The sequence below is a fragment of the Stenotrophomonas sp. YJH_SMC_130 genome (genome assembly GCF_059369035.1).
In genome coordinates this window covers 372,192-392,083 of sequence record NZ_JCAFSH010000001.1, presented here as the reverse complement: position 1 = coordinate 392,083, position 19,892 = coordinate 372,192, and the positions used below count along the sequence as shown (strand labels likewise).

Genomic DNA, 19,892 nt, shown 5'->3' with positions numbered 1-19,892 from the left:
AGCACGCCATGGGCTGGCGCCAGGGATTGCGGCAACGGGCACAGCAGGGCATTCCGGCCCTGCTGGAAGTGGATGCACTGCTGCAGGCACATGGCGTGCTGGCGGCCCTGCCGGGGGCGCGGATCGCCCCCGGCCTGGTCCGCTTCCAGCTGGCGGCGGTGACCTGCGAAGGATTGCAGGGGCAGGGATTGCGTTGGCTGCAGGGTGCGCGGCAGGGACGCGGCGCGGTGGCCGGCCGGGTGCCGCGCTATCGGCCCTGGAAGGCCGGCGCGGAGGCATTGGCCGAGATCGGCATCGGCGGCCTTCCGGATGACTGGCCGGCACACGCGGCGGTGTACGGCTGCAGCAGCGTCGACCGGCGGCACTGGTTGCTGTTGCTGCCGGAGCGGGCGCAGTTGTGGTTGGGATGGAGCGGGTGATTCGGCTTTGCGGGTACGACCCAATCACTCTCCTGTGGGTGCGAACCTTGGTTCGCACGCTTCCGCGCCGTCCATGACCGATGGGACGGTATCGCCGCGCCCCGGCTGGCTAGACTCGATGGGTTGATGATCGAGCCGAAGGGCAGGGGTGCGATGTGTTGAAGTGGGGCGTGCTGGCCGCAGCGCTGGTGCTGGGTGGCAATGCAGGGGCGCAGCAGCGCGAGACGGTGGACCTGGACATGGTCAGCCGCATCCGCCAGGAGGCGTTCCACCGTTCGCAGGTGATGGACACCTTCAGCTATCTCACCGAGCGCATCGGCCCGCGCCTGAGCAATTCGCCGGCGATGGGCCGCGCCAATGCGTGGACCCGCGGCAAGTTCAACGAATGGAAGCTGGACAACGTCCACGACGAAGCCTTCGATGACTTCGGCCGCGGCTGGGAATTCACCTCTGCCAGCGTGGAAATGCTGGGCGACCGCGTGCAGCCGCTGCATGCGCTGCCCAAGGCCTGGACCCCCGGTACGAAGGGCCCGGTCGAAGGCGAGCTGGTGCAGGTCGACATCAAGAAGCCCGAAGACATCGAGAAGTACCGCGGCAAGCTGCGCGGCAAGATCCTCCTGCTGGGCGAGGCACGCGAATACAAGCGGGGCACCGAGCCCGATTCGCACCGCCACGACGCCACCTCGCTGGAAGGCCTGCAGGAATTCACCCTGCCCAAGGACAAGGACGCTACCGCCGAGCGCGCCAAGCGGGTCAAGGAGTACCAGGAGCGCCAGCAGCTGGCGGGCAAGGTCAATGCGTTCTTCGTCGAAGAGGGCGCGCTGGCCTCGATCAGCATCAGCAGCTGGGACAACGGCATCATCCGCGTTGCCGGCGGCGGTTCGCGCAAGGCCGGTGAGCCGGTGGGCATCCCCGAACTGGCGATGATCAGCGAACACTTCAATCCGCTGGTGCGCGCGCTTCAGGCCAAGCAGGCGGTGCGCCTGCGCGTGGATGTGGCAGCACGCTTCACCGACGAGGCCGACCAGCCCGGCTACAACACGCTGGCTGAGATCCGCGGCAGCAGCAAGCCCGATGAAGTGGTGATGATCGGTGCGCACCTGGATTCGTGGCACAGCGGCACCGGTGCGGCCGACAACGCCGCCGGCGTGGCGGTGATGATGGAGGCGATGCGCATCCTCAAGGCCACCGGCGCCAAGCCCAGGCGCACCATCCGCGTGGCGCTGTGGAGCGGCGAGGAGCAGGGCCTGATCGGCTCGCAGGCCTACGTGGCCAAGCACTTCGGCAAGTTCCCGGAGCCGACCGACCCGGCCCAGAAAGCGCTGCCGGCGTCGCTGCGCGAGCCGACCGGTGCACTGCAGAAGACCCGCGATTACAGCAAGTTCCAGGTCTACTTCAACATGGACAACGGCTCGGGCCGCTTCCGTGGCATCTACGCGCAGGAAAACCTGGCGGCGATGCCGATCTTCGAAGCCTGGCTGGCGCCGTTCCATGACGTGGGCGCCACCACCGTGGCCACCCGCAACACCGGCAGTACCGACCACATCAGCTTCGATCGCATCGGCCTGCCGGGCTTCCAGTTCATCCAGGACCGGCTGGACTACTTCACCAACGTCCACCACAGCCACCTGGACACCTGGGACCACGCCGAACCGGAAGACCTGAAGCAGGCCGCGGCCATCGTCGCTTCGTTCGCCTACAACGCCGCAATGCGCGAGCCGTCCTTCCCGCGAAAGGCAGAACCGTAAAAAGGGACGGAGGGGATCAAGTCGTATCTCCCCCTCCGCTTCCCGGTTGCAGCACCCCAGGGCTGGGCAATCGCGACTTAATCCCCTCCGTCCCCTTTTTCCGTCGGGGGCGGTGGGCTGATAAAATCGGGGGATCCCCGTTCCTCGAGCCGTCCATGACCTGCCGCACCCGCTTCGCCCCCAGTCCCACTGGCTACCTGCACATCGGTGGTGCCCGCACCGCGCTGTACTGCTGGCTGGAGGCCCGTCACCGCGGCGGTGAGTTCGTGCTGCGCATCGAGGACACCGACCGCGAACGCAGCACCCAGGGCGCAATCGACGCCATCCTGGAGGCGATGGAGTGGCTGGGCCTGGACTACGACGAAGGCCCGATCTACCAGACCGACCGCGTCGCCCGTTACCAGGAAGTGGCCGAGCAGCTGATCGCCGAGGGCAAGGCGTACTACGCCTACGAGACCCGCGAGGAGCTGGATGCCATGCGCGAGGCCGCCATGGCCAGGCAGGAAAAGCCGCGCTACAACGGCGCTGCGCGCGATCTGGGCCTGCCCTACCGGGACGACCCGAACCGTGTCATCCGCTTCAAGAACCCGCTGGAAGGCACGGTGGTGTTCGATGACCTGATCAAGGGCCGCATCGAGATCGCCAACAGCGAGCTGGATGACATGGTCATCTTCCGCCCGGACGGCTACCCCACCTACAACTTCGCGGTGGTGGTGGACGACTGGGACATGGGCATCACCGAGGTCATCCGCGGCGACGACCACATCAACAACACCCCGCGCCAGATCAACCTGTATGAAGGCATCGGCGCGCCGGTGCCCAAGTTCGGCCACATGCCGATGATCCTGGACGAGCAGGGCGCCAAGCTGTCCAAGCGCACCGGTGCGGCCGACGTCATGCAGTACAAGGACGCCGGCTACCTGCCCGATGCGCTGCTGAGCTACCTGGCCCGCCTGGGTTGGTCGCATGGTGACCAGGAGCTGTTCAGCCGCCAGGAACTGATCGACCTGTTCGACGTGAAGGACTGCAATTCCAAAGCCTCGCGCCTGGACATGGCCAAGCTGGGTTGGGTCAACCAGCACTTCCTGAAGACCGAGGAGGTGGCCGTGATCGTGCCGCACCTGGTCTACCAGCTGCAGAAGCTGGGGCTGGACGTGGCCGCCGGCCCGGCTCCGGAGGATGTGGTGATCGCCCTGCGTGAACGCGTGCAGACCCTGAAGGAAATGGCCGAGAAGGCCGTGGTCTGGTACCAGCCGCTGACCGAGTACGACGAAGCGGCGGTGGCCAAGCACTTCAAGGCCGGTGCCGAGGTGGCGCTGGGCAAGGCCCGCGAGCTGCTGGCCGCGCTGCCGGAATGGACCGCCGAGTCGGTGGGAGTGGCCCTGCATGACGCGGCCGCAGCGCTGGAAATCGGCATGGGCAAGGTCGCCCAGCCGCTGCGCGTGGCCATCACCGGCACCCAGGTCAGCCCTGACATTTCCCATACCGTGTACCTGGCCGGCCGCGAGCAGGCCTTGAAACGCATTGATGTGGCCATCACCAAGGTAGCAACGGCCTGAGGCATCCTTGCCAGGCCCGAACCGGAGAACACGCATGCCCGCCAAGACCGCCACTGCCTGTACCGCCCCGCACCACCACGTCCACGACGCATCGGATTTCGTGGCGGTGGTCGAGCGTGTCTCGCGCGAACGCGGGCTGCGCCTGACCCCGATCCGCGCCAATGTGCTGAAGCTGATCGCCGAGGCCGGCAAGCCGGTCAAGGCCTACGAGCTGCTGGAATGGGTGCGCAACGGCAAGGGCGTGGGCGCTGATGCTCCGCCCACCGTGTACCGCGCGCTGGACTTCCTGATGGCCAATGGCTTTGTGCACAAGCTGGAGTCGGTGAATGCCTTCGTGGCCTGCCATCATCCAAGCAGCGCTGCGCATTCGGTGCCATTCCTGATCTGCAACAGCTGCCACAGCGCAGTGGAGCTGGAAGACCGCGAGATCGTCAGCCAGCTGGAGAAGCGGGCCAAGGAACTGGGCTTCCAGCCGCAGGCACAGACGCTGGAAGTGCACGGTCTCTGCGCGCGCTGCGCGGGGTAACGCAATGGTAGTGCCGGCCGCTGGCCGGGATCCTGAGTGGGGTCAGATCCCTTTGCCATTGGCAAAGGGATCTGACCCCGTTTCATGACAAGGGCTAGTCCTTCGGTTTGCCTGCGGTATCCACCCGCACGATCACCGACATGCCGGGCCGCAGCTGCGCGGCCAGCTTCTGGCCTTCATCGATCGATATCCGCACCGGCAGCCGCTGCACCACCTTGGTGAAGTTGCCGCTGGCATTGTCCGGGCGCAACACGCTGAACTCCGATCCGGTGGCGGGCGCGATCTCCTGCACGCGGCCCCTCAGCACCTGGCCCTGGAACGCGTCCACCGAGAACGTGGCCGGCTGGCCGATCGCCATTCCCCAGGTCTGGCCTTCCTTGTAGTTGGCAACCACCCACAGTGTGTCAGGTACCAGGAACAGCAGCTGCGAACCGGCGGCGACATACTGGCCCACGCGCACGCTGGCTTCACTGATCTGGCCGTCGCGCGGTGCGTGGATCACCGTGTTGGCCAGGTCGATGCGGGCCAGTTCCAGCTGCGCCTGTGCGCTTTCCACCTGGGCCTCCAGGCTCTTGCGCGCGACCTGGGTCGACACCAGTGTTTCCTCGGCGATGCGGATCTGCGCCTGCGACTGCTGCACGCTGGCCTGCGCCGAGGCTTGGCTGGTGCGGAACTTGTCGCGGTCATTGATCGACACCAACTGCTGCGCGGCCAGTTCCTCGTAGCGCTTCAGCTCGTTGCGCGAGCGCTGCAGTTCGGCCTGGCCGGCCGAGAGCGTGGCGCGCGCCGAGGCGATCTGCGCACGGTTCTGCGCCTGCGACTGGTCGGAGTTGGCCAGCGCCGCGCGCGCACTGTCGAGCGTCGCCTGCGCCTGGGCGACGCGTTGGGCATAGATGCGGTCATCGATGCGCAGCAGCGGCTCGCCCTGCCTCACATGCTGGAAATCCTTCACCAGCACTTCGGTCACATAGCCGTTGACCTGTGGCGCCATCACGGTGATCTGGCCGCGCACATAGGCGTTGTCGGTCACCATCACGCTGCTGGTGAACGGCCACAGGTGCCAGGCGCGCAGGATCAGCGCAATGCCCAGCAGGGCCACCACCACCATCACCACCACGCTGCGCGCGCTGGGCTTGAGATACTTCGGCGCGACTGCCGGTTCAACGGGCGTGGGCGCAGGTGCCGCGTCGGTCGGCGGCGGTGGCGTCACATTGTCGGCGTCGTCGGATCGGGGCGGAACGGGGGGCATGGCGGAGGACTCAGCGGTGCGCGGCCGGGGTGGCCGCAACGGGTGAAGTGGGGTGGCGCTTGCGCCATTGCTTGAGCACGGCGGTGCGCAGCGACAGCAGCAGCAACCAGCACAGGAAACCGATCGCCAGCCAACCGCTCAGGGTGAACACATCATTGAAGCCGCGCACATTGGCTTCGCGGCGCGTGGTCTGCGCCAGCTGCGCGCTGCCCTGCGCGCTGCGCAGCACCGGGTCGGTGATCTGTGCGCTGTACAGCTGTTGCTGGATGCGCAGGTGTTGTGCCACCACCGGATCGGCGGGGTCGAGCTGGCTGGTCAGCGCGCTGGAGTACAGTTGCTCGCGATGCAGCTGGAAGGTGCCCAGCACTGCCGAGCCGGCCAGGGCGCCCAGCGTCTGCGTGATCGACAGCGTCACCAGGAAGGTGATCATGTGGTCCACGCCCTGTTTCAACGCAGCGGAAATGCCGAGCATGATCAACGGGCCCATGAACATGCCGGCGCCGACCGAGGCCAGGAACTGGCTGGCGTAGAAATCGTGCGGCCGATCCATGCTGGTGCGGTGCTGGTCGAAGAAGGCGGCAGCGCCCAGCAGCAGGATCGCCATCAGCAGCTGGGCGATCAGCCGCTTCGGGCCGAAGGTCAGCGAGGCACCGGCGATGCCCACGATCACCCCGGCCAGGATCACCACGAACAGCGGCCGCATCTGGTCAGGCCCCATGCCGAGCGTGCGCATCAGGTTGACCACGCCATAGGACTGCTCGGTGGTCAGGAAGCGGATCAGGAAGGCGCCGACGATGAAATGCAGCACCGGCAGCGTCGACAGCCAGCGGATCTGCAGCAGTGGATTGCGCCGGTAGTGCTCGATGATCAAGGCGGTGGTGGACAGCACGATCGAGGCGACCAGGGCCCAGCCCAGCCACGGCGTGTTGAGCCACCAACGGGTGTAGCCCTGCGCCAATACGATCACCAGCAGCGCAACCGCCGGCGCCAGCAACGCGAAGGTAAGGAAATCCAGCGGCTCGAAGGCCTTCACCTGGATGCCGGGCGGCAGCTTCAACACCACCACGGCGGCGAACGCACACAGCGCCAGCCCGGCTTCAAACGAATAGAGCTGGTGCCATTGGCCGGTATCCACCAAGCCTGGTGAAACGATCCAGGCGATCGGCACCGCCAGCTGCGAAAGGCCGACGCCGACCACCAGCAGGTTGCCGGTAAAGCGGCGCGGCAGCGCCTGCAGCATGTACAGCGTGCCCAGTGTCGAACAGGCCGCGCCGGCGAAGCCGCTGGCGGCACGGGTCAGCATCGTGGTCTCGAAGCTGCCGACGAACAGGTGCAGCACCGCCAGCGCCGCATACAGCCCCAGCCCGATTTCGGCGAACAGGCGGATGCCGTACTGCTGGCGGAACTTGAAGGCCAGCAGGTTGGCGGTGACGTTGACCATGGCATAGGCCGCTACCAGCCAGCTGCCCTGGGTCGGGGTCAGCGCCAGCTGGCCCTGCAGGAACGGCAGGTTGGCGGTGACCAGCGCATTGCCGAGGCCGCCGGTGATCGCCACCAGCAGCGATACCAGCGCATAGGCCGCGCGCCGGTACGGCGGGTGCCAGGGCATCGACGCCGAGCCGGGCATGGTCGGCTTCTCATGCTCCTCCCAATCCGGAACCGGCTTCAGATACGGCTGGACCATCAGCGCGCCTCGCTGGTTGCTCCCTGGAGACCCCCGCGCAGCAGCTGCAGGGCGCGCCCGGCGAGGTGGGCGCGCTCGTCGCGGGTCTTGCCGCGCAGGGCCGCACCCAGCATGCCCGAGATCAGTGAAATATCCGTCTTCTCCAGATCGGCACGGCACAGTCCGGCGGCCTTGGCGCGGGCGATCGGCTCCTCCAGCAGGTCGCGCACGGTCTCGCGCGCCGCGCGCATGGCCGGCACGTCCGAATCGACCGCGCGCCAGTAATCGGCCAGTGCGGGCGAATCGATGATGCGCTGGGCCATGCCCTCGAACACCTCGAACAGGGCGTCGTCGCGGTCACCGAGCTGTTCGACCTGGCGCCGGATGCGATCAACCGTGCGCTGCAGCAGCGCCTGGATCAGCGCGGTGCGGTCGGGGAAGTTGCGGTACAGGGTGGCGCGGCCCACCTGGGCGCGTTCGACCACCAGGTCCAGTGGGGCAGTGACACCGTGTTGGCCGAACACATGATCGGCGGCGTCGAGGATGAGGGCACGGCGGGCAGCGGCATCGGCACGTTGGGCAGTCATGGAATTATTTTCGGACAAAAGTGTCCGATTGGCGAGACATTGGGTGACGGGATTGTCCGCTTGTTGTGGTACGCACATCTTTGTGACGGGTGTGTGAGCGAGGGCGCCGCGACCTCGCTCACGCATAAAGGAACGGGGGGCCAGACGGCCCCCCGGGAGAGAGAATGGTATTCGTGGTGCGGCCCGGCCATGCGTTGAAGGGCGAGTGGGGGCAGAGCCCTTTCCCGCGGAAAGGGATCCGCCCCCCTACATCCGATCAGAAGAACGCGCGGATGCCGAATGCGACACCACGGCCCGGCAGCGGCGAGTAGTCGCGCAGCAGCGAGGTATGCGGACGCACTTCGCGGTTGGTCAGGTTGCTGCCATCCAGGAACACCTCGTAGCTGTTGCTGTCGTTGCGGTCCCAGCGGTAGGCCAGGTGCGCATCGACCAGGGTGTAGCCATCGCTCGGTGCTTCGTTCTGCGCGACGTCCTTCTGGCGGCTGTAGCGCACCGCACCGACCGAGGCGCGCCAGCCGTCCTTCGACCAGCGCAGGTCGGCGCCGACGCGGGCCGGGGCGATGCGCGGCAGGTAGCCGGTGTTGGCCAGTTCCACGCTGTAATTGTGGTTGTGGTCGCCGTGCGGCACGGCGATGTCAAGGTTGTGGCTGCCGCTGCCATCCAGCTTGGCCTTCACGTAGTCGCCGAACAGGCGCAGGTCCCAGTCACCGGCGCCGCCCTCGAACAGGTGCACCAGCGCTTCGGCCTCGGCGCCGCGGAACACCGCGTCCTGCTGGGTCCAGGCGCGCACCGGCAGCCCCTCGGTAACGCCGGTGTCGGCCAGGTAGATGAAGTCCTTGAACTTCGTCTGGTAGACCGAGGCGGAGAAGTCCAGGCGCTCGCTGTGGGTGTGGATACCCAGTTCCACGCGCTGGCCGCGCTCGGTCTTCAGGTTGCTGTCGCCGATTTCCAGGGAACGGGTAGCGATGTGCGCACCGGCGGCGTACAGCTCTTCATTGGTCGGTGCACGCTCGGAGCTGTCCACGCCGATGCGCAGGTCGACCGCGTCGTTGAGCTTCCAGATTCCAGCGGCCGACAGGTTGGTGGCGCCGAACGTGCGGCGACGGTAGTCACCGGTCGGGTCCAGCTTGACCTGGTCGTGGCGGCCGCCGAGTTCCAGCTTGAACGGGCCGAACTGCTTTTCCTGCAGCACGAACAGGCCGATGTTCTTCGTGCCGGTATCCGGTACGAACGCCTCTTCGCCCTTGGCGCCGAAATCACTGTTGCCGAACTGCAGGCCGAAGGCGCCGTCCCAGCCGCCGATCTGCTGCTGTACCGCTTCCAGACGTGCCTCGATGCCCCGGTTGGTGAAGCGGGTCGACGGCGTGCCGGCCTCCAGCTCCACGTGCTCGTAGTCGGTGTAGGCCACGCGCGCGTTGATGTTCTTCAGGAACGAGACCGGGTCGTAGATGCCGGCCTTGGTCTCGAAGCGGTTCTGCACCATGTCGATGCGCACGTCGTGCTCGTCACCGCCTTCCTCTTCATCACCATGGTCGTGACCATGGTCATGGCCATGATCATCACCGTCGGCGTGCACGTGCGCGCCATTGGGAATGCCGTAGTTGGTGCGGTAGGTGCTGGCCGACACGCCGAAGTAGCCGCCGTCGCCCAGCCAGGTTGCGCCGACGCCGCCGGCGCGGGTGCGGATGGAGCTGTTGTCGAGGCGGCCGCGGCGCGGCTCTTCGCCTTCCTCGCCTGCGTGGTCATGGTCGTGGTCGTCGTGGTGGTCTTCCAGGCTGTCGATCACCGCATAGCCGGGAATGCGGTAGTCGTCGCCATTGCGGACCAGGCCATCCACGTGCAGCACGACATTGCCGCTGACGCCATCGAGGCGGAACATGCCGCTGCGCTCGTTGTTCACCGAATTGCCACGCAGCTCGGCGCGGCCGCTGAGCGGGCGCTCGGGCAGCTCGCGCGCGATGCGGCCATCGACCACGTTGACCGCGCCACCGATGGCACCGCTGCCGAACAACAGCGTGGCCGGCCCCTTCAGCACTTCGATCTGGTCGGCCAGGAACGGCTCGATGCTGGTGGCATGGTCCGCACTGACGGTGGAGGCATCCATGTTGTCCATGCCGTTGGACAGCACGGCCACGCGCGGGCCTTCCTGGCCGCGGATGATCGGGCGGCCGACGCCGGGCCCGAAGAAGGTGCTCTGTACGCCGGGCAGCTTGGCCACGGTATCGCCGAGGGTGCCGGCCTTCTGCTCGTCCAGGCGTTCACCGGCCAGCACCTCCACCGGGCGTGCAAGGGATTCGGCATCGCCCTGCAGCGGCGACGCGGTGACCTGCACCGAGGACAGCTCGGTCAGGTGGCGGTCACGATGGGCGGTGTCCTGACCGGCTGCAAAGGCGCCGGACGGCAGCAGGGCGGCGAGGGCCAGAGCCAGGGAATGCGGCTTGAGCCGTGCGGTGTGGGTGGGCATGGATGGGTCCTTTGTTACACTGTATCAATCGCTGGGCGCACGAATCCCGTCGATGGGACGGGGGAAGGGAAAGCGTGCGGGTCAGGAAGGGATGTTATATTATTCCATAACGATTCGCCGCCCTGCTGGAAGTCATGTCCTTGTCCTCACGCCTGCGCCACCTGCTCGACCGTTTCGGTGCCACCGGTTCGATGCTGTGCGCGGTGCATTGCGCAGTCATCCCGGTGCTGCTGGCGGCAGCGCCCTCGCTGGGCCTGTCGTTCTGGCTGAGCGACGGCGTTGAACAGGCGCTGGTGCTGTTCGTGACCCTGCTTGGGCTGTTCAGCCTGGTCTGGGGCTACCGCCGCCATGGCGCGCTGCGTGCGCTGGGCTTCCTGATCCCCGGCCTGGTCGCGCTGTGGGCCGGCGTGCTGTACGAGCCGCTGCATCACAACGCCGTGCCGCATGCGGTGGTGATGACCATCGGCGGCCTGCTGGTGGGCGTTGCCCATCTGGTCAACCTGCGCCTGAACCACGGCCACGTACACGACGCCAGCTGCGCGCACTAGGCGCTCCGTGATAGAATTTCCGATCGTGCGCGGGGGCGCCCAGCAAGGCGGCCCCGCCGAACCCGTGTCAGTACGGGGTAACCAGATTTCACACTTGAGGAGTTGAAGACATGGGTAAGGGTGACCGCAAGACCGCCAAGGGCAAGCGCTACAACGCCAGCTACGGCAACGCCCGTTCGCACACCGCGAGCAAGGTCGCCGTAGGCGCCGCCGCCCCGGTTGCCAAGAAGACCGTGGCCAAGGCTCCGGCGAAGAAGGCCGTGGCGAAGAAGACCGTCGCCAAGGCCTGATCCGGCCGACCGACCGGTCCAAAGAAAACGCGGCGCCTGGCGCCGCGTTTTTTTTATGCCCGTTTCTGTAGAGCCGAGCCCATGCTCGGCTGGCGCAATGCAGCCGAGCATGGGCTCGGCTCTACGGGAACTCAGCGCAGGGTCTTCTTCAGCGTTTCCGGATTGCCGTCGTTCGGCGCGGCCGGCACCTGCAACAGGTGGGCCAGCAGCGGGTAGACGTCCACGTTGTCGAACCCGTCAATCACCAGGCCCTGGCGGAACGACGGGCCGCCGGCGACGAACACCGCACGCATGGACGGCAGCGCGTTGTCGTAGCCGTGCGAGCCGCGGTCCTGCTGTTCGCGCTTGGCCATCTTTTCCTGATGCAGGGCATCCCAGCCTTCATCCATCATGCAGACAATGGCGGGAATGCGCGGATGGTTGCCGTAGTGCAGGCGCGCCGGCAGTTCTTCTTTCTTCCAGCATTCGTAGTGCGCGTGGCGGCCGAGCAGGGCGCGTTCGGCGGCAGCTTCATGGCCGACCACCGGTGCGAAGCCGACCGACTGGCCCTGGCTGACATTGCGCGCAATCGCCGGGTCGACCATCGATTCGGTGGAGATCACCTGGCCGACCGGCACGCTGGCCATGCCATGGTCAGAGACCACGATCACATTGGTGGTTGCGGCCAGCCCACGTTGCTGGAGTCCGTCGAGCACCTGGCCGACGATCTGGTCGGCGCGCACGATGGCGTCGGCGTACTGCTTCGACTCGGGGCCGTAGTTGTGGCCGGCCTTGTCCACGTGTTCCATGTACAGCGTGGTCAGGCGGGGTGCATCGGCGTCGGTCTGTGCAAGCCAGTCGAGCACGATGCCGGCGCGCTGCTCCAGCGGTTCCTTGCCGTCGTAGATGCGCCACTGGCTGGGGCGTACGCCACGGATCTCCGATTCGCTGCCCGGCCATGACGTGGTGGCCGAACGCACGCCAGCATTCTCGGCGCCGACCCAGATCGGTTCACCGCCCCACCAGCCACTGGTGGTGACCGCCTTGCGGTTGCTCAGTTCAAAGCGGCCCAGGGTTGCATCGTCCATGCTGTTGTTGACGATGCCGTGGTGGTCCGGGCGCAGGCCGGTGACGATGGTGTAGTGGTTGGGGAAGGTCAGTGACGGATAGGACGGGGTCATCCAGCGTGCACGCACGCCGCCGTCGATCAGTCGCTGCAGGTTCGGGGTCAGGCCGCGATCCAGCGCGTCGGCACGCAGGCCATCGATGGAGATCAGCAGCAGCTTGGGCGGTGCCGCCGCAGCGACGGGTGTGGGAACGGAGGCGGAAGGGGCAGGCGCGGTGGTGCAGGCGGCCAATGGCAGCAGCAGCGCCAGCGCGCAGGTCAGGCGTACGGAAGTCATCCGCGCATGATAGTGCGAGGTAATGACGCGCCCAAGACACGGCGCACTATCGCGCGCCGTCTCCGCGCATTTTTCCTTATCCCCGCGCCTGTCGGCGCGCCCCCTTCAACAAGAAGGGGGCTTTTCTCCAGACGTATTCCTGATGCTTCCATCCACGCATGGCGCGGACCTACCGTGTCGACCAAGGTCGACATCTACCAACAGTTGCGCAGTGCGCCGTCCCGACAGATCGCCGGAACCTGTCGAAGGCGGGGTGGGTCCGGTTGCGGGGGTGTCCGCGGCATGGGCCCGAGGCATGCCTCGGGCGGGTTGGGCAGGACGCCCAACCCCGGTCTTGCCGTGTGCGCAGGACAGCGCACACGAGCAAGCCGCGGCCAAGCCCCCATGGACGGGTTGACGGCGTCCCCCGCAGCCGGACCCACCACGCCATGCTCCGGAACGCTGCTGTTGCTTCGGCCGTTGCGGTTGCCTCTGCGGGTGCCGGGCGCAGCCCGGCCAGCCCTCTCAGGCGAACAGCGGTGCCTGGCGCTGTTCCAGCCGCAGCAGCGCGGCCTTGGTTTCCAGGCCGCCGCCGAAGCCGGTCAGTGCACCGTTGCTGCCGATCACGCGGTGGCAGGGCAGGATGATCGGCAATGGATTGCGGCCATTGGCCGCGCCCACCGCGCGGGTCGCGCTGGGCTGGCCCAGGTGCTGCGCCAACTGCAGATAGCTCCAGGTCTGGCCGAACGGAATCAACGCCAGCGCCTGCCAAACACGCAGTTGGAAAGGCGTGCCCCGTGGTGCCAGCTGCAGGTCGAACCGGCTGCGTTCACCGTGCAGGAACTGCAGCAGTTGTTCGCGCGCTTCGGGCAATGCGCCCGGCGCGTGATGCCAGCCGTCGCGCCCGCGCGCGGGGTGGCGGTTCTCCGGGAACAGCACGTGCGCAAGACCACGCTCGTCACCGGCGATGGTCAATACGCCGATCGGGCTGTCGAAACGATCGAACAAGAGGGTCATGTCGGTTCTCCAACGAACGTGCCGGACAGGTGCCACAGGTGCAGCACCGCGTAGGCGCGCCACGGGCGCCACGGTTGCGAGCGCGCTTCGGTCGCACGTTCGCTCAGGCGCTGGCCCTGGGCGTGGCCGAGCACCTGCTGCAGTACAAGATCGCCGGCCGGGAAGGCATCGGGCTGGCCGAGTCCGCGCAGGGCAATGTACTGAGCGGTCCAGGGGCCGATGCCGGGCAGTGCAACGCAGCGGGCCACGAATTCCTCCAAGGCCTGGCCGGGCCCGAAGTCGAGCTGGCCGCTGGCGCAGGCGGCGGCCAGGGCGCGCACGGTGGCCGCGCGGCTGCGCGGCAGGCCGATGGATTCCAATGGTGCCTCGGCCAGTACCTCGGGCGCGGGGAACTGGCGATCGAATTCCGATGGCATGCCCGGCAGGTGCGCGCCATAGGCGTCGACCAGGCGCCGCGCGAAGGTGGTGGCCGCGGCCACGCTGACCTGCTGCCCGAGCACCGCGCGTACGCCCACCTCGAAACCATCCCAGCCGCCGGGTACGCGCAGTCCGGGGCGTTCGGCGATGCCACGCGCGAGCAGCGGTTCTTCGCCCAGCGCGGCATGGACCTGCTGCAGGTCGGCATCCAGATCAAACACCCGACGCACGCGGCGCACGATGTCGGGGATCAGGCGCGGATCCACCGCGCCCAATTGCAGGCGAAGCTCCGGGCGCTTCGAATCGGCGGTGACGCGCAGCAGGGTGGGGCGCTCCGGCGTGCCCAGTACGCGCTGGTAGCTGTCTTCGCCGATCAGTTCGATGCCGGGCAGGCTGCGTTTGCGCAGGAAGGCCAGCATGCGTGGGAAGTCCAGTGGTGGACGGTAGCCCAGGCGCAGCACCAGACCGCCATCATCTGCAGCCAACGGTTGATGCTGGCGACGCAGGGCGGTCGGCGCCATCCCACAGCCCTGCAGGAACGCTGTATTGAAGCGGCGCAGGCTGTTGTAGCCGGCAGCCAGCGCGACGTCGGTCACCGCCAGCGTGGTTTCGGTCAGCAACTGTTTGGCCAGCAACAGGCGATGGGTTGCGTGGATCTGCCCGGGCGTCGCGCCGAGATGTTCGACGAACAGGCGCTGCAGTTGGCGCGCGCTGAGGCCGAGCTTCGTTGCAAGATCGGCCACCGGCTGCTCCTGCAGGAAGCCGCCGTGGATCAGCGCCAGTGCCCGCTGCACGGTCTGTCCGGCCAGGGCCTGCTGGGCCTGCGGTGCCAATTCCGGGCGGCAGCGCAGGCAGGGGCGGTACCCGGCGGCCGCAGCGGCCGCGGCGGTCGGAAAGTAGGTGATGTTGCGCGGCTTCGGCGGCGGTGCCGGGCACACCGGGCGACAATAGATGCCGGTGCTGCGCACGGCGGTGAAGAACACGCCGTCGAAGCGTGCGTCGCGGGCCAGGCGGGCGCGGTCGCAGGCGGCGGTGTCGAGGGCGAGGGCGGTGTCCATGGCGCCAGTCTAGGCCCGTGCGGGCGGCGATACTCGCCACATTCGGACATGGATGCTGAAGAGGGTTGGGCAGGGCTGCGCCCTGCACCCGCAGAGGCAACAGCAACAGCAACAGCAGGCTTCCTGTGGGAGGGCGGGGTGGGGCCGGTGGCAGGGGGCGCTGCAAGTACGTCCCTGTAGCTCGGTCGCGCCATCCATGGCGCTCACGCCCCTGCCATCGGACCCACCCCGCCTTCGACAGTTTCCCGCGGCCTGCCGGAACGGCATCCCGCTCTGGGTGTCGACCTTGGTCGACACGGTAGATCCACGCCATGCGAGGATGGAGTGGTGCAAGACGCTGTAATGAAAAGGTTGGAGCCAGAGGGTCAGAAGGGGTTCAGTGCCACGCGCTGAATGCGTCCCCCGGACGGGTAGACTGTGGCTCCTGCTCACGTGAAGACTGGTTGCCCGATGTCCGCCAAACGCCGCTGGTTGCCCCTGTTGTGCCTGGCCCTGGCGGGCTGCAGCCAGCTGGAAAATCCAGGCAATGTGACCGCTGCTGACAAGGCGGCGCGGGCGCCGGCCAGCGATGGCGAGAACATGGTGTCGATCAATGCGGCCGATGCACCGCCACCGCCAGCGCCGCCGCGCAGCCAGGCGGATCGGCCGTGGCCGCAGGCGCAGCTTGAGAATGGCCGTGCCTGGGTCAGCTGCAGCACGGAATATGCTGGCGATGCCGGTGACGGTGTCGAGCTGGAAGGCCTGCAGCGCGAGCAGATCACCCAGGCGCTGGCGCCGTGCGCCGAGCGCGGCCTGATGCGCGTGCGTTACGCCGGCAAGATCAATCCGGGCTTCGCCGAGATGATGTGGCGACTGGCCGTGGTCGCTGACGAGCAGAAGATCCACAAGCGCATCCTCGATCTGGATTCCAGCGGGGGGCAGGTGGAGTCGGCGATTGTCGCCGGTGACAGCATCGGTGAATCGGGCTGGACCATCTGGGTGCGCGAAGGCTCGATCTGCCACAGCGCCTGCGTGTTCGTGCTGGCCGCCGGCGACAACCGCCTGCTGTCGGGCAAGGTCGGCATCCACCGCATGATGCGCATCAGTTCCAAGGCCACCTCGCGCGCCGAGCTCAACCGCGAGCTGCACGAGGTCTACGACAACGTGAAGGACTACCTGCAACGCAACGGCGTGGCGGTGGGTGTGGCCGATCTGATGATGACCGTGCCCAACCGCAGCCTGCGCCTGCTGACTCCGGACGAACTGCGCCAGTACGGTCTGGATGGCACCAATGCGGTGCAGGACGATCTGGAACGGATCAAGCAGATGCGTGCCTGCGGCGACGATTTCGTGCAGCGCAAGGACGCCTTCCTGGTCGCCTTCGACCAGCAGTGCAAGCGCGAAGGCGCCGACATGGAGTCGATCAACAGCTGCGGCCAGGCGTTGAAGCAGCGCTTCGGCTTCCCGGACGCGGTCTGCCCCGACGAAAGCCCGCTGTCGGAGATCGATGTGGCGACGCTGCCCCCGGCACCGCCGGAACCGCCGCCGGTGGCCGAACAGGCGCCAGCAGAGACCGGCACGCCGGCCGCGCAGGCCGATGCGGCGGCGGTGGAAGGCAACGCCCACGCGCGCTGACGAACCGCTCACCGCGCTGGCGTAGACTGCGGTCCTTTCCTCCAGAACCGGCGGTGTCCATGAAGCGCGTGCTCCTGCTGCTGTCCCTGCTGCCCCTGACTGCGTTGGCGCAGGCACCTGCACCGGCCACGCCGGCACCGGCTCCGGCACGCCCGGCCCCGGCATCGCCGGCGGCCGCGAAGCCCGCCACTGCCGGTGCCCCGGCGTTGACCGCTGCGCAGCAGGCCCAGGTGCAGAAGCAGGACGCGGAAATGGGCGCGGCTGCGTTGAAGGCGGCGCAACTGGTCGATGCCAACCGCGCCGGCGAATTGTGGGATGGCGCTTCGGCCGTCGCGCGCCGTGCGGTGCCGAAGGCCACCTTCGTGAGCCAGTTGGCCGCCGAGCGTACGCGCCTCGGTGCGCTGGCTGGGCGTGGCCAGCCGACCATCACCCGGGTCAAGTACAGCCCCGGCGCCGCAGTGCCGGAAGGGTTGTACATCAATGTCAGCTTCCCGACCCGTTTCGCCAACAGCGTGCAGCCGGTGCGCGAGCTGGTCTCGTTCCGTTTCGACGAGGACCAGGTCTGGCGCCTGGCCGGTTACAGCCTGCGCGCGTCGGCACCCTGAGGAGATGAACGATGGCAACTGAACTGACAATGCTGGCCTGGTCGATCGTGCTGGGCTTCGTCTACATCTTCGCCACCTCCACCGTGGTCACCCGCGAGCGCGGGATGAAGTGGAATGCCTCGGCACGGGATGGCGATGCAAAGCCGCTCAGCCCGCTGGCCGGCCGCCTGCAGCGTGCGCAGTCCAACTTCCTGGAAACCTTCCCGTTCTTCGCCGCTGCCGCCATCGCAGTGGTCGTGGCCGGGCGCAGCAACGACACCACGGCGCTGGCTGCGCAGGCCTACGTTTGGGCGCGTGTGGTCTACCTGCCGCTGTATGCCGCGGGCGTGCCCTACGTGCGCAGCCTGGTCTGGCTCGTATCGCTGCTGTCGATCCTGGCGCTGGTGTTCGCGTTGGTGTGAGCGGTGTGCCTGGTTGCTCAGTGATGCGACCTGGGCGCTGGAAGGGCATGCTTCCGTTCCGGATGGTAGGTCGATAAGTCGAAGGCAGCGAGGATGGCCGCGCCAAGTGCTTCGCTCTGGGGATGCAGAGGAAGAGTGATGGCTTTGTCCTCCAGTAGCGTCTCCCATGGGTTGATACGGTGATTGTCGAATGGAAGGACGCGCAGCTCGTCATCCTTGAAGATCTGATCGACAAGTACGAGCCGGCTGTTCTTCAGCAGGTCATTCATTGAACGTGCGCCGATCCAGCCGCAGAGTAGCTTCCTTAGCTCCTTGATTTCCCAAGGGGCGAACAAAGGGCGGATCGTTCCAAAATTTTCCAGGGCCTGTTGGGTCGCCGAGCCTAGTTGCATTGCAGTTGCAACGAGGGGGAGGCGGGCGGCCAGGGCTACGTTCTCGCTGGGGCCGCTGCCGATTTCACTCTAGGGCGAGCGCTGGATAATCCAGAAGTGATTGCCATATTCATAGATCAGGGCGTCACCGAGTTCCATTTCTCTGCCTTGTCGCTGTTCAGCGGTGTTCCGCCAGGAGGATTGAGGATTGAGGCTGGAGAACGGTAGCGTTCAGCGTTCCGCAGGGCGAGGGCGGAATACGACATCGCGCTGCATCTCTGATCCAGATCAAGGCCAGTCATGCGCGCGGCGCTATGCTGGCCCGGACTGAATCAACGGCAGGAGGCGCGCATGCGCAGGATGGACGTGGTGGTGGTCGGCGCCGGACCGGCGGGCCTGTGCTTCGCGCGTGCGCTGGCCGGCAGTGGCCTGCAGGTCGGGCTGGTCGAAGTGCAGCCGCGCCAGGCCCTGGCCGACGCCGCCTTTGATGGCCGCGAGATCGCGTTGACCCATGCCTCGCGGCAGAGCATGGAGCAACTGGGGCTGTGGCAGCGCCTGCCGCAGGCCGAAGTCGCCGAGCTGCGCGATGCCAGGGTGATGAACGGCGGCTCGCCGTTCGCGTTGACCTTCGCCAGCAGCCAGGTTGATGGCCAGCCGCTGGGCTGGCTGGTGCCCAACCACCTGATCCGCCGCGCCGCCTGGGATGCCGTGCAGGGCCAGGATGGGCTGGAGCTGTTCGATGGGCGCAAGGTTCTGGGCGTGCAGGCCGATGCGCAGGGCCACGTGGTCAGACTCGATGACGGCAGTCAACTGCACGCGCGCCTGCTGGTCGCGGCTGACAGCCGCTTCTCCGCCACCCGCCGCATGCTCGGCATCGGTGCGCAGATGCGCGACTTCGGCAAGTCGATGCTGGTGTGCCGCATGCAGGTCGAGCGCGACCATCACCACACGGCCTGGGAGTGGTTCGGCTACGGCCGCACCATGGCGCTGCTGCCGCTCAACGAGGGCCAGGCATCGGCGGTGATCACGCTGCCGCCGCGGCAGATCGAAGAACTGCTGGCGATGGACGAGGTGGCTTTCGGTGAGGCCATCAGTGCCTGCTTCGAGCATCGGCTGGGCCGGATGCAGCCGGTGGCCACGCCGCAGGCGTATCCGCTGGTAGGTGTGTACGCGCACCGTTTCGTTGGCGAGCGTTCGGCGCTGATCGGCGATGCCGCAGTCGGCATGCACCCGGTCACCGCGCATGGCTTCAATCTGGGACTGGCCAGCGCACAGCGGCTGGCACAGGGCATCGTCGCGCAGCAGCGGCGCGGTGCCGACATTGCCGCCGCCGGCATGCTGGCCAGCTACCAACGCGGTCATCGGTTGGCGTCGCGGCCGCTGTACGAGGCCACCAACGCGATCGCCAGCCTGTACACCGACGATCGTCGCCCGGCACGCCTGCTGCGGGCCGCGGGCCTGCGCCTGGCGCAGGGCGTGGCACCGTTCAGGCAGCTGATCGCCTCGCACCTGACCCAGCGCGTGGCCTGAACACTCTCGGATCAGCCAGCGGCCAGCACGCGGATCTGGCTGTCGGCGAACTCGACCACCTGGCCTGCGCGGATCTTGCAGGCCTTGCGCAGTTCGACCTCACCGTCGACCCGCACCTGGCCCTCGCTGATGACCATCTTGGCCTCGCCGCCGCTGGTGACCAGGTCGGCCAGCTTCAGCAGCTGCTTGAGTTCGACGTAGTCGCCGTCGAGGTCGAATTCGAGAATCTGCATGGAGCGAGGGGTCCTGGAAAGAGGGCGCAGGCCAGCGGCCGGGCCGGGGAGAGGGCGCGTATTGTGCGCCAGCACGGGGCACGACGGCACGCGTATGGAAAGCTGTACGCCTCGTTCAGGATCAATGCGGTATCATTCCGCTCTGAGCGAGTGAAATCTCCTCCGACCGAGCAGCGCCAGGGCACGCGATAAGAAGGGCGCCCAAAGCGCGGACCATCACCCTTTTTATCGC

The 19,892-nt window shown here is 67.2% G+C and carries 19 protein-coding genes; 10 read left to right on the top strand and 9 right to left on the bottom strand.

Going from position 1 to position 19,892, the window contains the following annotated elements:
• The first annotated feature begins 8 nt into the window (after nt 1-8).
• The 4 genes from AC5P5V_RS01910 to AC5P5V_RS01895 all read left to right on the top strand — a co-directional run bounded on the left by AC5P5V_RS01910 (nt 9) and on the right by AC5P5V_RS01895 (nt 4,252).
• Nucleotides 9-419 (top strand): hypothetical protein, encoded by a 411-nt coding sequence (locus AC5P5V_RS01910; RefSeq protein ID WP_134968791.1) that lies wholly within the window; start codon nt 9-11, stop codon nt 417-419.
• 155 nt (nt 420-574) lie between these two features.
• Nucleotides 575-2,167 carry a M20/M25/M40 family metallo-hydrolase gene (locus AC5P5V_RS01905; protein ID WP_134968790.1) on the top strand — a complete coding sequence of 531 codons (1,593 nt, stop codon included), beginning with the start codon at nt 575-577 and terminating at the stop codon, nt 2,165-2,167.
• A 155-nt stretch (nt 2,168-2,322) separates the two neighbouring features.
• Nucleotides 2,323-3,726 (top strand): glutamate--tRNA ligase, encoded by a 1,404-nt coding sequence (gltX, locus tag AC5P5V_RS01900; RefSeq protein ID WP_134968789.1) that lies wholly within the window; start codon nt 2,323-2,325, stop codon nt 3,724-3,726.
• A 34-nt stretch (nt 3,727-3,760) separates the two neighbouring features.
• Nucleotides 3,761-4,252, top strand: coding sequence for a Fur family transcriptional regulator (locus tag AC5P5V_RS01895; protein WP_005415799.1), 492 nt, complete (start codon nt 3,761-3,763; stop codon nt 4,250-4,252).
• Nucleotides 4,253-4,346: 94 nt separating this feature from the next.
• Here the strand turns inward: AC5P5V_RS01895 and AC5P5V_RS01890 are convergent, their stop codons facing one another.
• From AC5P5V_RS01890 to AC5P5V_RS01875, 4 genes are all read right to left on the bottom strand, one after another.
• Nucleotides 4,347-5,501 (bottom strand): HlyD family secretion protein, encoded by a 1,155-nt coding sequence (locus AC5P5V_RS01890; RefSeq protein ID WP_061479520.1) that lies wholly within the window; start codon nt 5,499-5,501, stop codon nt 4,347-4,349.
• Between the two features lie 10 nt (nt 5,502-5,511).
• Nucleotides 5,512-7,185: an MFS transporter gene (locus tag AC5P5V_RS01885; protein WP_495215799.1), complete on the bottom strand. Its 1,674-nt coding sequence runs from the start codon at nt 7,183-7,185 to the stop codon at nt 5,512-5,514.
• Entirely contained in the window at nt 7,185-7,751 is a 567-nt protein-coding gene (locus AC5P5V_RS01880) for a TetR/AcrR family transcriptional regulator (protein WP_005415802.1), read from the bottom strand. The genes AC5P5V_RS01885 and AC5P5V_RS01880 overlap by 1 nt, the downstream gene beginning before the upstream one ends.
• Nucleotides 7,752-8,007: 256 nt before the next feature.
• A complete protein-coding gene (locus AC5P5V_RS01875; protein WP_134968788.1) occupies nt 8,008-10,215 on the bottom strand; it encodes a TonB-dependent receptor in 2,208 nt (735 codons plus the stop codon).
• 134 nt (nt 10,216-10,349) lie between these two features.
• Between AC5P5V_RS01875 and AC5P5V_RS01870 the strand changes: the two genes are divergently transcribed.
• Together AC5P5V_RS01870 and AC5P5V_RS01865 are read left to right on the top strand one after the other, a co-directional pair.
• Nucleotides 10,350-10,763, top strand: a complete 414-nt coding sequence (locus tag AC5P5V_RS01870; RefSeq protein WP_005415804.1) for a MerC domain-containing protein — start codon at nt 10,350-10,352, stop codon at nt 10,761-10,763.
• A 110-nt stretch (nt 10,764-10,873) separates the two neighbouring features.
• Nucleotides 10,874-11,053 carry a 30S ribosomal protein THX gene (locus AC5P5V_RS01865; RefSeq protein ID WP_010483110.1) on the top strand — a complete coding sequence of 60 codons (180 nt, stop codon included), beginning with the start codon at nt 10,874-10,876 and terminating at the stop codon, nt 11,051-11,053.
• A 131-nt stretch (nt 11,054-11,184) separates the two neighbouring features.
• On the opposite strand, the gene AC5P5V_RS01860 is transcribed toward AC5P5V_RS01865, so the two are convergent.
• The 3 genes from AC5P5V_RS01860 to AC5P5V_RS01850 all read right to left on the bottom strand — a co-directional run bounded on the left by AC5P5V_RS01860 (nt 11,185) and on the right by AC5P5V_RS01850 (nt 14,906).
• Entirely contained in the window at nt 11,185-12,435 is a 1,251-nt protein-coding gene (locus tag AC5P5V_RS01860; RefSeq protein ID WP_154350445.1) for an alkaline phosphatase family protein, read from the bottom strand.
• Nucleotides 12,436-12,939: 504 nt separating this feature from the next.
• The gene (locus AC5P5V_RS01855; RefSeq protein WP_061479516.1) at nt 12,940-13,431 is read right to left on the bottom strand and encodes a methylated-DNA--[protein]-cysteine S-methyltransferase; all 492 of its coding nucleotides are present in this window, start codon (nt 13,429-13,431) and stop codon (nt 12,940-12,942) included.
• Nucleotides 13,428-14,906: a DNA-3-methyladenine glycosylase 2 gene (locus tag AC5P5V_RS01850; protein WP_061479515.1), complete on the bottom strand. Its 1,479-nt coding sequence runs from the start codon at nt 14,904-14,906 to the stop codon at nt 13,428-13,430. The genes AC5P5V_RS01855 and AC5P5V_RS01850 overlap by 4 nt, the downstream gene beginning before the upstream one ends.
• Nucleotides 14,907-15,356: 450 nt before the next feature.
• Between AC5P5V_RS01850 and AC5P5V_RS01845 the strand changes: the two genes are divergently transcribed.
• From AC5P5V_RS01845 to AC5P5V_RS01835, 3 genes are read left to right on the top strand one after another with little or no spacing between them, the layout of a single operon-like run.
• Nucleotides 15,357-16,520: a COG3904 family protein gene (locus tag AC5P5V_RS01845; RefSeq protein ID WP_061479514.1), complete on the top strand. Its 1,164-nt coding sequence runs from the start codon at nt 15,357-15,359 to the stop codon at nt 16,518-16,520.
• 59 nt (nt 16,521-16,579) lie between these two features.
• The gene (locus tag AC5P5V_RS01840) at nt 16,580-17,125 is read left to right on the top strand and encodes a DUF4019 domain-containing protein (protein WP_154350446.1); all 546 of its coding nucleotides are present in this window, start codon (nt 16,580-16,582) and stop codon (nt 17,123-17,125) included.
• 11 nt (nt 17,126-17,136) lie between these two features.
• Nucleotides 17,137-17,526 (top strand): MAPEG family protein, encoded by a 390-nt coding sequence (locus AC5P5V_RS01835; protein WP_061479512.1) that lies wholly within the window; start codon nt 17,137-17,139, stop codon nt 17,524-17,526.
• A gap of 17 nt (nt 17,527-17,543) precedes the next feature.
• On the opposite strand, the gene AC5P5V_RS01830 is transcribed toward AC5P5V_RS01835, so the two are convergent.
• Nucleotides 17,544-17,951 (bottom strand): contact-dependent growth inhibition system immunity protein, encoded by a 408-nt coding sequence (locus tag AC5P5V_RS01830; protein WP_495215816.1) that lies wholly within the window; start codon nt 17,949-17,951, stop codon nt 17,544-17,546.
• Nucleotides 17,952-18,248: 297 nt separating this feature from the next.
• Here AC5P5V_RS01830 and ubiM point away from each other — a divergent pair, with 297 nt between their 5' ends.
• Nucleotides 18,249-19,427 carry a 5-demethoxyubiquinol-8 5-hydroxylase UbiM gene (ubiM, locus tag AC5P5V_RS01825; RefSeq protein ID WP_154350447.1) on the top strand — a complete coding sequence of 393 codons (1,179 nt, stop codon included), beginning with the start codon at nt 18,249-18,251 and terminating at the stop codon, nt 19,425-19,427.
• 11 nt (nt 19,428-19,438) lie between these two features.
• Here the strand turns inward: ubiM and AC5P5V_RS01820 are convergent, their stop codons facing one another.
• Entirely contained in the window at nt 19,439-19,660 is a 222-nt protein-coding gene (locus AC5P5V_RS01820) for an RNA-binding S4 domain-containing protein (RefSeq protein WP_014036469.1), read from the bottom strand.
• Between the last annotated feature and the right edge of the window lie 232 nt (nt 19,661-19,892).

Coding starts and splice junctions, on each gene's coding strand:
- AC5P5V_RS01910 (WP_134968791.1), top strand. CDS start 9: ATGGGCTGGCGCCAGGGATTGCGGCAACGGGCACAGCAGGGCATTCCG.
- AC5P5V_RS01890 (WP_061479520.1), bottom strand. CDS start 5,501: ATGCCCCCCGTTCCGCCCCGATCCGACGACGCCGACAATGTGACGCCA.
- AC5P5V_RS01820 (WP_014036469.1), bottom strand. CDS start 19,660: ATGCAGATTCTCGAATTCGACCTCGACGGCGACTACGTCGAACTCAAG.
- AC5P5V_RS01860 (WP_154350445.1), bottom strand. CDS start 12,435: ATGACTTCCGTACGCCTGACCTGCGCGCTGGCGCTGCTGCTGCCATTG.
- gltX (WP_134968789.1), top strand. CDS start 2,323: ATGACCTGCCGCACCCGCTTCGCCCCCAGTCCCACTGGCTACCTGCAC.
- AC5P5V_RS01870 (WP_005415804.1), top strand. CDS start 10,350: ATGTCCTTGTCCTCACGCCTGCGCCACCTGCTCGACCGTTTCGGTGCC.
- AC5P5V_RS01875 (WP_134968788.1), bottom strand. CDS start 10,215: ATGCCCACCCACACCGCACGGCTCAAGCCGCATTCCCTGGCTCTGGCC.
- AC5P5V_RS01885 (WP_495215799.1), bottom strand. CDS start 7,185: ATGGTCCAGCCGTATCTGAAGCCGGTTCCGGATTGGGAGGAGCATGAG.
- AC5P5V_RS01865 (WP_010483110.1), top strand. CDS start 10,874: ATGGGTAAGGGTGACCGCAAGACCGCCAAGGGCAAGCGCTACAACGCC.
- AC5P5V_RS01845 (WP_061479514.1), top strand. CDS start 15,357: ATGTCCGCCAAACGCCGCTGGTTGCCCCTGTTGTGCCTGGCCCTGGCG.
- AC5P5V_RS01840 (WP_154350446.1), top strand. CDS start 16,580: ATGAAGCGCGTGCTCCTGCTGCTGTCCCTGCTGCCCCTGACTGCGTTG.
- AC5P5V_RS01895 (WP_005415799.1), top strand. CDS start 3,761: ATGCCCGCCAAGACCGCCACTGCCTGTACCGCCCCGCACCACCACGTC.
- AC5P5V_RS01835 (WP_061479512.1), top strand. CDS start 17,137: ATGGCAACTGAACTGACAATGCTGGCCTGGTCGATCGTGCTGGGCTTC.
- AC5P5V_RS01880 (WP_005415802.1), bottom strand. CDS start 7,751: ATGACTGCCCAACGTGCCGATGCCGCTGCCCGCCGTGCCCTCATCCTC.
- ubiM (WP_154350447.1), top strand. CDS start 18,249: ATGCGCAGGATGGACGTGGTGGTGGTCGGCGCCGGACCGGCGGGCCTG.
- AC5P5V_RS01850 (WP_061479515.1), bottom strand. CDS start 14,906: ATGGACACCGCCCTCGCCCTCGACACCGCCGCCTGCGACCGCGCCCGC.
- AC5P5V_RS01855 (WP_061479516.1), bottom strand. CDS start 13,431: ATGACCCTCTTGTTCGATCGTTTCGACAGCCCGATCGGCGTATTGACC.